The following is a 16,207-nucleotide window of genomic DNA, read 5'->3' as shown; positions in this document are numbered from 1 at the left end:
ACTTTTGACGGTAGATCTGTCAATTACCCGTTCCCAATTACACACCTAGTACGTCCTGACTGAGTTGCGGCCCGCGCCCAAGCCGGTACATGGAAGTCGACTGAGCGGTACACCGGAGAGTCCCCAATGAGCAGTGTTGTTGCCATCGTCAAAAGCATTGTCGGCCAAGTTTTCGTGGTTTCCCCGGAAGGGATCCGACGCGTACTCATTGAAGGGGACCGCCTGTTCGTGGGTGACCAGGTAGACACCGGCCCGGCCGGGGCCGTCACCCTGGAGTTGACCGACGGGCGTACTCTGGACCTGGGGCGTGACACCCAGTGGAGCGGTGCCGCACCGGACTCCAGCACGGACCTGGCACAGGCCACCGCTCAGGCCGCCCCTTCGGTGGCAGAACTGCAGCAGGCCATCGCCGCCGGCGCCGACCCGACCACCGACCTGGAAGCCACCGCCGCCGGCCCGACCGCCGCGGGGAATGGCGGCGCGGCCGGTGGTGGCCACAGTTTTGTGCAGTTGGAAGAGACTGCGGGCCGGGTCGACCCGACCATCGGTTTCCCCACCGCTGGCCTGGGGCTGGCCAATTCGACCCAGGACAACACCTTTGGCGGCCTGACCAACAATGGCGGCCTGGGCAATGGCAACGGCAATGGCAGCGGGAGTGACTCCCTGCGCCCGGCCACCCTGACCCTGGGCGCCACCCCAACCATTACCGAAGCCGGTGGCACCCTGGTGTACACCGCGACCCTGACCCAGGCGCCACTTACCGACCTGACTGTGACCCTGTCCAATGGCGCGGTCATCGTCATCAGCGCCGGCCAGACCACTGGCAGCGTGCAGGTGCCCCTGGCGCCCCAGGACAACGTCTATATCGACCCGGGCCAGATCAGCGTCAGCGTGACCGGCACCACCGGCGGTGGCGGCCTGCTGGTAACGGTCAACCCGACCCCGGCGGTCACCCAGGTCACCGACACCATCGACACCACCACCGTCAGCCTGACCGCTGATGCCAGCGTTACCGAGGGCGGGCAGATCACCTACACCGCCACCCTCACCAACCCGGCACAGACTCCGGTGACCATCACCCTGTCCAACGGCTCGGTGATCACTATCGAAGCGGGCAAGTCCAGTGGCTCGATCGACGTCCCGGCGCCAGCCAATGACGTCTACAAGAACGGCGAGACCATCGAAGTCGGTATCACCAAGGCTGAAGGCGGCAACTTCGAGAACCTGCAACCCAGCCCAGACAAAGCGGTCACCACCGTGACCGACAGCATCGACGACACCGGCCTGAGCCTGTCGGCCACCGATACCGTGGCCGAAGGCGGCTCCATCGTCTACACCGCGACCCTGACCAACCCTGCGGGCACCCCGGTCACCGTGACCCTGAGCAACGGCGCGGTAATCACCATCGCTGCCGGTGCCACTACCGGTACTGCCACCGTCGCCGCCCCTGCCGATGATGTCTATAAAGACGCCGGCAAGGTTGAAGTCACCATCACCAAGGCCGATGGCGGCAATTTCGAAAACCTGGTCACCGACCCGGCTCCGGCTGTGACCGACGTCACAGACACTATCGATACTTCGACCGTCAGCCTGACCGCAACACCAAGCGTGGCTGAGGGTGGCACCGTCGTTTACACCGCATCGGTGACCGCGCCAGTGACCGGTTCGCCAGTGGTCGTCACTCTGTCCAATGGCCAGACCATCACCATTCCAGTGGGCGAGTCGTCCGCCAGCGTCAACTTCACCGCACCAAACGATGCGTTGGCGGGCGGTAGCTCCCTGAGCACCACTATCACCAAGGCGGACGGCGGTAACTACGAGAAGCTGGAAATTAGCGACAAGCCGGCAGAGACCTCGGTTACTGATACTCCGGATACAACGACCCTGAGCGTGACCGCCACCGATACCGTGGCCGAGGGTGGCTCCATCGTCTACACCGCCACCCTGACCAATGCCGCGGGTACTCCAGTCACCGTGACCCTCTCCAACGGCGCGGTGATCACCATCGCCGCTGGCGCTACTACCGGCACCACCACCGTCGCGGCCCCGGCGGATGACGTCTACAAGGACGCCGGTAAAGTCGAAGTCACCATCACTAAAGCGGACGGTGGCAACTTCGAGAATCTGGAGACCAATCCGACTCCAGCCGTCACCGATGTCACGGACACCATCGACACCAGCACCGTTTCCCTGACTGCCACGCCGAGCGTGGCTGAGGGTGGCACCGTCGTTTACACCGCGTCGGTGACAGCGCCAGTGACAGGGTCGCCGGTAGTCGTCACTCTGTCCAATGGCCAGACCATCACCATTCCGGTGGGTGAGTCGTCCGCCAGCGTCAACTTCACCGCGCCAAACGATGCCCTCGCTGGCGGCAGTTCGCTGAGCACGACCATTACCAAAGCCGACGGTGGTAACTACGAGAAGCTGGAAATCAGCGACAAGCCGGCTGAAACCAGCGTTACCGATACCCCGGACACCACCACTCTGAGCCTCTCGGCTACTGAGTCTGTAGCTGAAGGCGGTTCGATCATCTACACCGCCACATTGACCAATGCCGCTGGTACTCCAGTCACCGTGACCCTGAGCAATGGTGCAGTGATCACCATCGCTGCCGGTGCTACCTCGGGTACAGCGACCGTCGCGGCCCCGGCTGACGACGTGTACAAGGACGCCGGCAAAGTCGAAGCCACCATTACCAAGGCCGAAGGCGGCAACTTCGAGAACCTGGAGACCAACCCGACTCCAGCTGTGACTGATGTCACCGATACCATCGACACCAGCACCGTTTCCCTGACTGCCACGCCGAGCGTGGCTGAAGGCGGCACTGTGGTTTACACCGCCTCGGTGACAGCGCCGGTAACCGGCTCGCCAGTCGTGGTGACCCTGTCCAACGGCCAGACCATCACCATCCCAGTGGGCGAGTCTTCCGGCAGCGTGAATTTCACTGCTCCCAACGATGCATTGGCGGGCGGCAGTTCGCTCAGCACCACCATTACCAAAGCCGACGGTGGTAACTACGAGAAGCTGGAAATCAGCGACAAGCCGGCTGAAACCAGCGTGACCGATACCCCGGACACCACTACCCTGAGCCTGAGCGCTACCGAGTCCGTGGCCGAAGGTGGTTCGATTGTCTACACCGCGACCCTGACCAATGCTGCGGGTACGCCTGTTACTGTCACGCTCTCTAACGGCGCGGTGATCACCATCGCCGCTGGCGCCACTTCCGGTACTGCCACCGTCGCGGCCCCGGCGGATGACGTCTACAAAGATGCAGGCAAAGTCGAAGCCACCATTACCAAGGCCGAAGGCGGCAACTTCGAAAACCTGGAGACCAATCCAGCCCCGGCGGTAACCGATGTCACTGACACCATCGACACCAGCACTGTTTCGCTGACAGCTACCCCTAATGTCGCCGAAGGCGGCACTGTGGTGTACACCGCTTCCGTGTCTGCGCCAGTAACCGGCTCGCCGGTCGTGGTCACTCTGTCCAACGGTCAGACCATCACCATCCCGGTGGGTGAGTCTTCTGCCAGCGTAAACTTCACCGCACCCAACGATGCGTTGGCTGGCGGTAGCTCCCTGAGCACCACCATCACCAAGGCGGATGGCGGTAACTACGAGAAGCTGGAAATCAGCGACAAGCCGGCTGAAACCAGCGTTACCGATACCCCGGACACCACCACTCTGAGCCTGAGTGCGACCGAGTCCGTGGCCGAAGGCGGCTCCATCGTCTACACCGCCACATTGACCAATGCAGCTGGCACTCCGGTCACTGTGACCCTGAGCAATGGCGCGGTAATCACCATCGCCGCCGGTGCCACTTCCGGTACTGCCACCGTCGCCGCTCCGGCTGACGATGTGTACAAAGACGCCGGTAAAGTCGAAGCCACCATTACCAAGGCCGAAGGCGGTAACTTCGAGAACCTGGAGACCAATCCAGCGCCAGCGGTGACTGATGTCACTGACACCATCGACACCAGCACTGTTTCGCTGACAGCTACCCCTAATGTCGCCGAAGGCGGCACTGTGGTTTACACCGCGTCGGTCACCGCCCCCGTGACTGGTTCCCCGGTCGTAGTGACTCTGTCTAATGGCCAGACCATCACCATTCCAGTGGGCGAGTCGTCCGCCAGCGTCAACTTCACCGCGCCAAACGATGCGTTGGCGGGCGGTAGCTCCCTGAGCACCACCATCACCAAGGCGGATGGCGGTAACTACGAGAAGCTGGAAATCAGCGACAAGCCGGCTGAAACCAGCGTGACCGATACCCCGGACACCACTACCCTGAGCCTGAGCGCTACCGAGTCCGTGGCCGAAGGCGGTTCCATCGTCTACACCGCGACCCTGACCAACGCCGCTGGTACTCCGGTCACCGTGACCTTGAGTAACGGTGCCGTGATCACTATTGCTGCCGGTGCCACTTCGGGCACGGCAACCGTCGCCGCGCCAGCTGATGATGTCTACAAAGACGCCGGCAAGGTTGAAGCCACGATCACCAAGGCCGAAGGCGGCAACTTCGAGAATCTGGAAACCAACCCGACTCCAGCTGTCACCGACGTCACAGACACGATCGATACGTCGACGGTCAGTCTGACCGCCACTCCGAATGTGGCTGAAGGCGGCACCGTCGTTTACACCGCATCGGTGACTGCGCCAGTGACCGGCTCCCCAGTCGTGGTGACCCTGTCCAACGGACAGACCATCACTATTCCGGTTGGCGAAAGCCAGGGCTCGGTGAACTTCACCGCGCCGAATGATGCCCTCGCTGGCGGCAGTTCCCTAAGCACCACCATCACCAAGGCGGATGGCGGTAACTACGAGAAGCTGGAGGTCAGCGACAAGCCCGCTGAAACCTCGGTAACTGACACACCAGACACTACCACCCTGAGCCTCTCGGCTACTGAGTCCGTGGCTGAAGGTGGTTCGATTGTCTACACCGCCACATTGACCAACGCTGCCGGTACTCCGGTCACCGTGACCTTGAGCAATGGTGCCGTGATCACTATTGCTGCCGGTGCCACCACGGGTACCACCACCGTGGCCGCACCTGCCGATGACGTCTACAAGGACGCCGGTAAAGTCGAAGCCACTATTACCAAGGCCGAAGGCGGCAACTTCGAGAACCTGGAGACCAATCCAGCGCCAGCGGTGACTGATGTCACTGACACCATCGACACTTCGACTGTCAGTCTGACCGCCACCCCGAATGTGGCTGAAGGCGGCACCGTCGTTTACACCGCCTCCGTGACTGCGCCAGTGACCGGTTCGCCGGTAGTCGTCACTCTGTCCAACGGCCAGACCATCACTATTCCGGTTGGCGAAAGCCAGGGCTCGGTAAACTTCACCGCACCCAACGATGCGTTGGCTGGCGGCAGCTCCCTGAGTACCACCATCACTAAGGCCGACGGCGGCAACTACGAGAAGCTGGAGGTCAGCGACAAGCCCGCTGAAACCTCGGTAACTGACACACCAGACACTACAACCCTGAGCCTCTCGGCTACTGAGTCTGTGGCTGAAGGCGGCTCCATCGTCTACACCGCCACCCTGACTAATGCCGCAGGTACTCCGGTCACCGTGACGCTGTCCAACGGCGCAGTGATCACCATCGCCGCAGGCGCCACTACCGGCACCACCACCGTCGCGGCCCCGGCGGATGATGTCTACAAAGACGCCGGCAAGGTTGAAGCCACCATTACCAAGGCCGAAGGCGGTAACTTCGAGAATCTGGAGACCAATCCAGCTCCAGCAGTCACCGACGTGACTGACACCATCGACACTTCGACTGTCAGTCTGACCGCCACCCCGAATGTGGCTGAAGGCGGCACCGTCGTTTACACCGCCTCCGTGACTGCGCCAGTGACCGGTTCGCCGGTAGTCGTCACTCTGTCCAACGGCCAGACCATCACTATTCCGGTTGGCGAAAGCCAGGGCTCGGTAAACTTCACCGCACCCAACGATGCGTTGGCTGGCGGCAGCTCCCTGAGTACCACCATCACTAAGGCCGACGGCGGCAACTACGAGAAGCTGGAGGTCAGCGACAAGCCCGCTGAAACCTCGGTAACTGACACACCAGACACTACAACCCTGAGCCTCTCGGCTACTGAGTCTGTGGCTGAAGGCGGCTCCATCGTCTACACCGCCACCCTGACTAATGCCGCAGGTACTCCGGTCACCGTGACGCTGTCCAACGGCGCAGTGATCACCATCGCTGCCGGTGCTACCTCAGGCACAGCGACCGTCGCCGCGCCAGCTGATGACGTCTACAAGGACGCCGGCAAGGTCGAGGCAACGATCACCAAAGCCGAGGGTGGCAACTTCGAGAACCTGGAGACCAACCCGACTCCAGCCGTCACCGATGTCACTGACACCATCGATACCAGCACTGTTTCGCTGACAGCTACCCCTAATGTCGCCGAAGGCGGCACTGTGGTTTACACCGCGTCGGTCACCGCCCCCGTGACTGGTTCCCCGGTCGTAGTGACTCTGTCTAATGGCCAGACCATCACCATTCCAGTGGGCGAGTCGTCCGCCAGCGTCAACTTCACCGCGCCAAACGATGCGTTGGCGGGCGGTAGCTCCCTGAGCACCACCATCACCAAGGCGGATGGCGGTAACTACGAGAAGCTGGAAATCAGCGACAAGCCGGCTGAAACCTCGGTCACCGATACTCCTGACACTACAACTCTGAGCCTCTCGGCTACTGAGTCCGTGGCCGAAGGCGGCTCCATCGTCTACACCGCCACATTGACCAATGCAGCTGGCACTCCGGTCACTGTGACCCTGAGCAATGGCGCGGTAATCACCATCGCCGCCGGTGCCACTTCCGGTACTGCCACCGTCGCCGCTCCGGCTGACGACGTGTACAAAGACGCCGGTAAAGTCGAAGCCACCATTACCAAGGCCGAAGGCGGTAACTTCGAGAATCTGGAGACCAATCCAGCCCCGGCAGTCACCGACGTCACAGACACGATCGATACGTCGACGGTCAGTCTGACCGCAACACCAAGCGTGGCTGAGGGTGGCATTGTTGTTTACACCGCGTCGGTCACTGCTCCGGTAACCGGCTCGCCAGTGGTGGTGACCCTGTCCAACGGACAGACCATCACCATTCCAGTGGGTGAATCGTCCGGCAGCGTGAACTTCACCGCACCCAACGATGCGTTGGCGGGCGGTAGCTCCCTGAGCACCACCATCACTAAGGCCGACGGCGGCAACTACGAAAAACTGGAAGTCAGCGACAAGCCCGCTGAAACCTCCGTCACCGATACCCCGGACACCACCACTCTGAGCCTGAGCGCTACCGAGTCCGTGGCCGAAGGCGGTTCGATTGTCTACACCGCCACTCTGACCAACGCAGCCGGCACCCCAGTAACCGTGACTCTGTCCAACGGCGCAGTGATCACCATTGCTGCCGGTGCTACCTCGGGCACAGCGACCGTCGCAGCCCCTGCCGATGACGTCTACAAAGACGCTGGTAAAGTCGAAGCCACCATCGCTAAAGCCGAAGGCGGTAACTTCGAGAATCTGGAGACCAATCCGACTCCAGCCGTCACCGATGTCACTGACACCATCGATACCAGCACTGTTTCGCTGACAGCTACCCCTAATGTCGCCGAAGGCGGCACTGTGGTGTACACCGCCTCCGTGACTGCACCAGTAACCGGCTCGCCGGTCGTAGTGACCCTGTCCAACGGTCAGACCATCACCATCCCGGTGGGTGAGTCGTCCGCCAGCGTGAACTTCACCGCGCCCAACGATGCTCTGGCTGGTGGCAGTTCGCTCAGCACCACCATTACCAAAGCCGACGGTGGTAACTACGAGAAGCTGGAAATCAGCGACAAGCCGGCTGAAACCAGCGTGACCGATACCCCGGACACCACTACCCTGAGCCTGAGCGCTACCGAGTCCGTGACCGAAGGCGGCTCCATCGTCTACACCGCCACATTGACCAATGCAGCCGGCACCCCGGTCACCGTGACCTTGAGCAATGGCGCGGTAATCACCATCGCCGCCGGCGCTACTTCCGGTACTGCCACCGTCGCCGCTCCGGCTGACGACGTGTACAAAGACGCCGGTAAAGTCGAAGCCACCATTACCAAGGCCGAAGGCGGTAACTTCGAGAACCTGGAAACCAATCCAGCCCCGGCGGTGACTGATGTCACTGACACGATCGATACGTCGACTGTCAGTCTGACCGCAACACCAAGCGTGGCTGAGGGTGGCATTGTTATTTACACCGCGTCGGTGACCGCGCCAGTAACCGGCTCGCCGGTCGTGGTCACTCTGTCCAACGGACAGATCATCACCATTCCGGTGGGCGAGTCGTCCGCCAGCGTCAACTTCACCGCGCCAAACGACGCTCTGGCTGGGGGCAGTTCGCTCAGCACGACCATTACCAAAGCCGACGGTGGCAACTACGAAAAACTGGAAGTCAGCGACAAGCCCGCTGAAACCTCCGTCACCGATACCCCGGACACCACCACTCTGAGCCTGAGCGCTACCGAGTCCGTGGCCGAAGGCGGTTCGATTGTCTACACCGCGACCCTGACTAATGCAGCTGGCACCCCGGTCACCGTGACCTTGAGCAATGGCGCGGTAATCACCATCGCCGCCGGTGCCACTTCGGGCACGGCAACCGTGGCCGCACCTGCCGATGACGTTTACAAGGACGCGGGCAAGGTCGAAGCCACCATCACTAAAGCCGAAGGCGGCAACTTCGAGCACCTGGAGACCAATCCGACTCCAGCTGTGACTGATGTCACCGATACCATCGACACCAGCACCGTCAGCCTGACCGCCACCCCGAATGTGGCTGAAGGCGGCACCGTCGTTTACACCGCTTCGGTGACTGCGCCAGTGACCGGCTCGCCTGTGGTGGTGACTCTGTCTAACGGACAGACCATCACCATCCCAGTGGGTGAGTCCTCTGGCAGCGTGAATTTCACCGCACCAAACGATGCCCTCGCTGGCGGCAGCTCCCTGAGCACGACCATCACCAAAGCCGACGGTGGCAACTACGAGAAGCTGGAAATCAGCGACAAGCCGGCTGAAACCAACGTTACCGATACCCCGGACACTACAACCCTGAGCCTCTCGGCTACTGAGTCCGTGGCCGAGGGCGGTTCCATCGTCTACACCGCAACCCTGACCAACGCTGCCGGTACTCCGGTCACCGTGACCTTGAGTAACGGTGCCGTAATCACGATTGCTGCCGGTGCCACTTCGGGCACGGCAACTGTCGCCGCGCCAGCTGATGACGTCTACAAAGACGCCGGCAAGGTCGAAGCGACTATTACCAAGGCCGAAGGCGGCAACTTCGAGCACCTGGAAACCAATCCAGCTCCAGCAGTCACCGACGTTACTGACACCATCGACACCAGCACCGTTTCCCTGACTGCCACGCCGAGCGTGGCTGAGGGTGGCATTGTTGTTTACACCGCTTCGGTGACAGCACCAGTGACTGGCTCACCAGTGGTCGTCACTCTGTCTAACGGACAGACCATCACCATTCCGGTGGGTGAGTCTTCCGGCAGCGTGAATTTCACCGCACCAAACGATGCCCTCGCTGGCGGTAGTTCCCTGAGCACCACCATCACCAAGGCCGACGGTGGTAACTACGAGAAGCTGGAGGTCAGCGACAAGCCGGCTGAAACCTCGGTAACTGACACACCAGACACGACCACCCTGAGCCTCTCGGCTACTGAGTCTGTGGCTGAAGGTGGTTCGATTGTCTACACCGCGACCCTGACCAATGCTGCGGGTACACCTGTTACTGTCACGCTCTCTAACGGCGCGGTGATCACCATCGCCGCTGGCGCTACTTCCGGTACTGCCACCGTCGCCGCTCCGGCTGACGACGTCTACAAAGACGCCGGCAAAGTCGAGGCAACGATTACCAAGGCTGAAGGTGGCAATTTCGAGCACCTGGAGACCAACCCGACTCCAGCTGTGACTGATGTCACTGACACCATCGACACCAGCACCGTTTCCCTGACTGCCACGCCGAGCGTGGCTGAGGGTGGCATTGTTGTTTACACCGCTTCGGTCACTGCTCCGGTAACCGGCTCGCCTGTGGTGGTGACTCTGTCTAACGGACAGACCATTACCATCCCAGTGGGCGAATCCTCCGGTAGCGTGAATTTCACCGCTCCAAACGATGCGTTGGCGGGCGGCAGCTCCCTGAGCACCACCATTACCAAGGCGGACGGCGGTAACTACGAGAAGCTGGAAGTTAGCGACAAGCCAGCCGAGACTTCGGTTACCGATACCCCGGACACCACCACTCTGAGCCTGAGCGCGACCGAGTCCGTGGCTGAAGGCGGCTCCATCGTTTACACCGCAACCCTGACCAATGCCGCTGGCACGCCAGTGACCGTGACCCTGAGCAACGGTGCAGTGATCACTATCGCTGCTGGTGCTACCTCGGGCACAGCGACCGTCGCCGCTCCGGCCGATGACGTCTACAAAGATGCGGGCAAGGTCGAAGCCACCATTACCAAGGCGGAGGGTGGCAATTTCGAGCACCTGGAGACCAATCCAGCGCCAGCCGTCACCGATGTGACCGACACCATCGACAACTCCACCGTATCGCTGAAGGCCACGCCTTCGGCGGCCGAAGGTGGCAACGTCACCTACACCGCTACCGTCACTGCTCCAGTGACCGGCTCGCCTGTAGTCGTGACCCTGGCCAATGGCGAGAAGATCACCATCCCGGTCGGCGAAACCACCGGCTCGGTAAGCATCAGCGCGCCGAACGATGTACTGGTCGGCCATACCCCGCTGACCAACTCCATCACCAATGTCAGCGGTGGTAACTACGAGAACCTGGTCGCCGACAAGACTCCGGTCAGCACCACCGTGACCGACACCGTCGACACCACCAGCGTCAGCCTGACTGCCACTGGCACCGTCGCTGAGGGCGGCCAGATCACCTACACCGCCACCCTGACCAACGCCGCCGGTACTCCGGTGACCGTGACCCTGAGCAACGGTGCGGTAATCACCATCGCCGCGGGCGCCACTACCGGCACCACCACCGTCGCGGCTCCAGCCGATGACGTGTACAAGGACGCCGGCAAGGTCGAGGCCACCATCACCAAGGCCGAGGGCGGCAATTTCGAGAAGCTGGTGCCGAACACCACGCCGGCCGTGACTGACGTTACCGATACCATCGACAACTCCACCGTGTCGCTCAAGGCCACGCCTTCGGCGGCCGAAGGTGGCAACGTCACTTACACCGCCACCGTCACTGCTCCAGTGACCGGCTCGCCTGTAGTCGTGACCCTGGCCAATGGCGAGAAGATCACCATCCCGGTCGGTGAAACCACCGGCTCGGTAAGCATCAGTGCGCCTAACGATGTGCTGGTCGGCCATACCCCGCTGACCAACTCCATCACCAATGTCAGCGGTGGTAACTACGAGAACCTGGTCGCCGACAAGACTCCGGTCAGCACCACTGTGACCGATACCGTCGACACCACCAGCGTCAGCCTGACTGCCACTGGCACCGTCGCTGAAGGCGGCCAGATCACCTACACCGCCACCCTGACCAACGCCGCCGGCACTCCGGTGACCGTGACCCTGAGCAACGGCGCGGTAATCACCATCGCCGCTGGCGCCACTACCGGCACCACCACCGTCGCGGCTCCAGCCGATGACGTGTACAAGGACGCCGGCAAGGTCGAAGCCACCATCACCAAGGCCGAGGGCGGCAACTTCGAGAAGCTGGTGCCGAACACCACGCCGGCCGTGACTGACGTTACCGATACCATCGACAACTCCACCGTATCGCTGAAGGCCACGCCTTCGGCGGCCGAAGGTGGCAATGTCACCTACACCGCTACCGTCACCGCTCCAGTGACCGGCTCACCTGTAGTCGTGACCCTGGCCAATGGCGAGAAGATCACCATCCCGGTCGGCGAAACCACCGGCTCGGTAAGCATCAGCGCGCCGAACGATGTGCTGGTCGGCCATACCCCGCTGACCAACTCCATCACCAATGTCAGCGGTGGTAACTACGAGAACCTGGTCGCCGACAAGACTCCGGTCAGCACCACCGTGACCGACACCGTCGACACCACCAGCGTCAGCCTGACTGCCACTGGCACCGTCGCTGAAGGCGGCCAGATCACCTACACCGCCACCCTGACCAACGCCGCCGGCACTCCGGTGACCGTGACTCTGAGCAACGGTTCGGTGATCCATATCGAGGCCGGAAAAACCACCGGGACGGTCACCGTTGCGGCGCCGGCAGACGACGTCTACATCGACGCAGGCAAGGTCAACGCCACCATCACCAACGCCACTGGCGGCAACTTCGAGAAGCTGGTCACGGACACCACGCCAGCGGTGACCAACGTCACCGATACACTGGACACCACTTCGGTGGGTATCAGCGGCAGCGCCTCGGTCACCGAAGGCCAGACCGCCAGCTACACCGTGAGCCTGACTCACCCGGCGCAGACCGAAGTCACCCTGAAGATCAGCTACAGCGGCACCGCCACCGACGGTTCGGACTTCAGCGGCGTGTACACCGTGAAGATCCCGGCCGGCGCCAGCAGCGCCACCTTCAACGTCGCCACCATTGACGACAAGATCACCGAAGGCACCGAGAACTTCACGGTCAAGATCGACTCGGCCACTGGCGGCAACTTCGAGAATCTGGTGGTGGGCAGCAACAACAGCGTCACTACCTCGATCATCGATAACGACGCTCCGCCGGTCATCGACCTGGATGCCAACAACTCCAGCGGTGCTACCGGGGCCGACTACAAGGTCACCTTCACCGAAGGCACCACAGGCCCTGGCGTGTCGATCGCCGACACCGACCTGAGCATCACCGACCCGGACAGCACCCTGCTCACCGGCGCCACCATCGTGCTGACCAACCGCCAGCCGGGGGACTCGCTGAACCTGGGCAACAGCGTCAACGGCATCACCATCAATGCCAACAGCAAGGACGGTTCGATCACCCTGACCCTGTCGGGCAGCGCGACGCTGGCCGACTACATGCAGCAGATCAAGAACATCACCTTCACCAACAACAGTGAAGACCCGAGCACCACGCCACGGACCATCACCGTGACCGTGACCGACGGCGGCAACTACTCCAACGTCGCCACTACCACGGTCAACGTGGTGGCGGTGAACGACGCCCCAACTGCCACTGGCGGCGCCGTGACCGGCAACGAAGACACCCCGCTGGCACTGACCTGGTCGAACTTCGGCGTCAGCGACGTCGACAGCCCGGCGTCCAGCCTCGGCGTGAAGATCACCCAGCTGCCCAGCGACGGCAAACTGCAATACCTGGACGGTTCGACCTGGAAGGATGTGGCCAGCAACCAGACCTTCAGCAAGGCCGATATCGATGCCGGAAAACTGCGCTTCACACCGGACGCCAACGAATCCGGAACCAATGGCTACGGCGGCAACGGCGTGGGCAACCAGCAGGCCGATTACGCCCAGATCAAGTTCCAGCCAACCGACGGCCAGGCCCTGGGCAACACCGGCACGGTGACCGTCGACATCACCCCGGTAGCCGATGCGCCGACCCTGAGCGTGGCCGGCAACAGCGTGAATTCGGTGGGCCTGCTCAAGGAAGTCTGGACCAACCTCAGCGGCCTGGGCACCGACGGCAGCGGCGCTTCCGCCAGCACTCTGAAATCGGTGATCGACGCTGCCGGCACACCCAACAGCAGCAGCCTGGCGACCAACGTCCAGTCCGACGGCAATATCACGCCGGGCACCGCGTCGAAGACCTCAGGCCTGATCTACCTGGAAGCAGGCAAGGCCTATACCTTCTCCGGCACCGGCGACGACAGCCTGCTGGTGACCATCGGCGGCAAGAACGTGGCCAGCACCACCTGGGGCGCGGGCGGTAACCTCAACGGTACTTTCACCCCGACCACCAGCGGCTACTACACCATCGATATCTACCACCACAACCAGAGCGGCGCAGGCAACTACGACGTCAACCTCTCGGTCAACGGCGGGGCTGCGGTGGACCTGAGCAACGCCGGCGTGCCGCTGTACACCGGGGTCACCGACCTGACCAACGCCGGAGTCTCGGTGTCCGACCTGCACGGCACCAACGGTGAAGGCTACTACGACGGCTACAAGCTCAACGAGGGCGGCGAAGGCGGCAGCGTGCATCTGTCGAAGATCACCACCGGCCTGACCGATACCGACGGCTCGGAAACCCTCAGCGTGAAGATCAGCGGCATTCCGGCAGGCTCGGTGCTCAGCGATGGCGCCGGGCACACCTTCACCGCCACCGCGACTTCCGGTGAAGCCAACGTCACCGGCTGGAACCTGGGCAACCTGACGGTCACGCCACCGCCGTACTACAACGGCACCTTCAACCTGAACGTGACCTCGACCTCCACCGAGTCCCTGGGCGGCTCTGCCAGCACTTCGGCGCAGATCCCGGTCAAGGTCTACCCGGCGGTCTACAACTCGGTGGTCGCCACCTCCGGCGACGACACCGTTACCGGCACCGACGGCAACGACATCGTGGTTGCCGACATCGGCGGCCTGACCGTGGTCCCGGGCACCAACTACAACATCGCCTTCATGGTGGACAGCTCGGGCAGCATGAGCAGCGCCTCGATCACCGCGGCCAAGAACTCCCTGACCTCGGTGTTCAATACCCTGAAGAACAGCATCGGCAGCAGCAGCTCGGGGACGGTGAACATCTTCCTCGCCGACTTCGATACCCAGGTCAACAAGTCGGTGTCGGTGAACCTCAACGACCCGACCGCCCTGGCCCAGCTCAAGGCGGTGCTGGACTCGATGACGTCCGGCGGCGGTACCAACTACGAAGATGTGTTCAAGGCCACGGCCAACTTCTTCCAGAGCAGCCAGGCCACCGGCAACAGCAACGCCACCAACCTGACCTACTTCATCACCGACGGTAAGCCGACCTACTACCAGAGCGGCGAGCAGACCAACCCGACGCTGTACGGCAACGTGCGCCTCGACGATGTGGTGACCACCAGCAACTACAAGCTGGGGGATACCTTCAGCAGCTACATCGACAACACCCACTACCTCTCCGTGAACTCTAGCGGTTCGGTGGTCCTGCAGACCTACACCAATGGCTGGGGCTGGAGCAGCAAGACCCTGGGCACCCTGCACGCCCAGGGCGACGGTACCTACGAGCTGTCGAACCTGGCCGGCTCCGGCAGCAGCACCGACTACTACACCACCACCAACTCCAACAGCGGCTTTGCCCTGCTCAGCGGCCTGTCGAACGTCGAAGCCATCGGCATCAACAGTGGTGTCAGCCTCAACGACCTCAAGCCTTACGACAGCGACGGCAAGCCGCAGACCAACATCGACCCGAACGACCTGGCCAACTCGATCATCGGCCACACCGAAGCGACCATGCCGGGGGCCGACAAGGTCAGCGGCGGCGACGGCAACGACATCCTGTTCGGCGACCTGGTGAGCTTCAACGGCGTCGCAGGCGAGGGCTACCAGGCCATGCAGGCCTATGTGGCCAAGCAGACCGGGGTCGACGTGAGCAAGGTCACCACCAGCAACGTGCACCAGTACATCACCGAGCACTACACCGAGTTCGATGTGTCTGGCAGCCACGACGGCAACGACACTCTGCTGGGCGGTGCCGGCAATGACATTCTCTTCGGCCAGGGCGGCAACGACCTGCTGGACGGCGGCAAGGGCAATGACATCCTGCTGGGGGGAACCGGCAACGACACCCTGATCGGTGGCCAGGGCAACGATATCCTGATCGGCGGTTCGGGTGCCGACACCTTCGTCTGGAAGGCCGGCGACACCGGCAACGACGTGATCAAGGACTTCAAGGCCAGCGAAGGCGACCGCATCGACCTGCGTGACTTGCTGCAGGGCGAGAGCGCCAGCACCATCGACAACTTCCTCAAGATCACCACCGTGGACGGGGTCTCGACCCTGCAGGTCAGCTCCGAGGGCAAGCTCAACGCCGCCGGGGGCCTGGCCAACGCCGACGTGACGATCAAGCTGGAAGGCAACAACTGGTCCAACGCCAACATCAATTCGTTGATCGCCGGCAGCGACCCGACCATCAAGATCGATCACAACAACAGCTGACCGGTCCCTAGCGGCCACCCCCCAGGGTGGTCGCCGGGCCCCGGCAGGCAGCCCGCGGCGTGACGAGCGCCGCGGCGCACCGCATACTCGCGCTCTGAATGCTGCGTTGGCCTATGCT

Annotated in this window: 1 protein-coding gene; it reads left to right on the top strand. The window is 62.4% G+C overall.

From position 1 onward, the window contains the following. Nucleotides 1-126: 126 nt before the first annotated feature. Entirely contained in the window at nt 127-16,089 is a 15,963-nt protein-coding gene (locus AC1RMG_RS29710) for a LapA family giant adhesin (protein WP_493170870.1), read from the top strand. Nucleotides 16,090-16,207 lie beyond the last annotated feature (118 nt).

This window comes from Pseudomonas sp. GW822-FHT04H02 (assembly GCF_058800645.1).
This window is presented reverse-complemented; position numbering and strand designations above follow the sequence as displayed.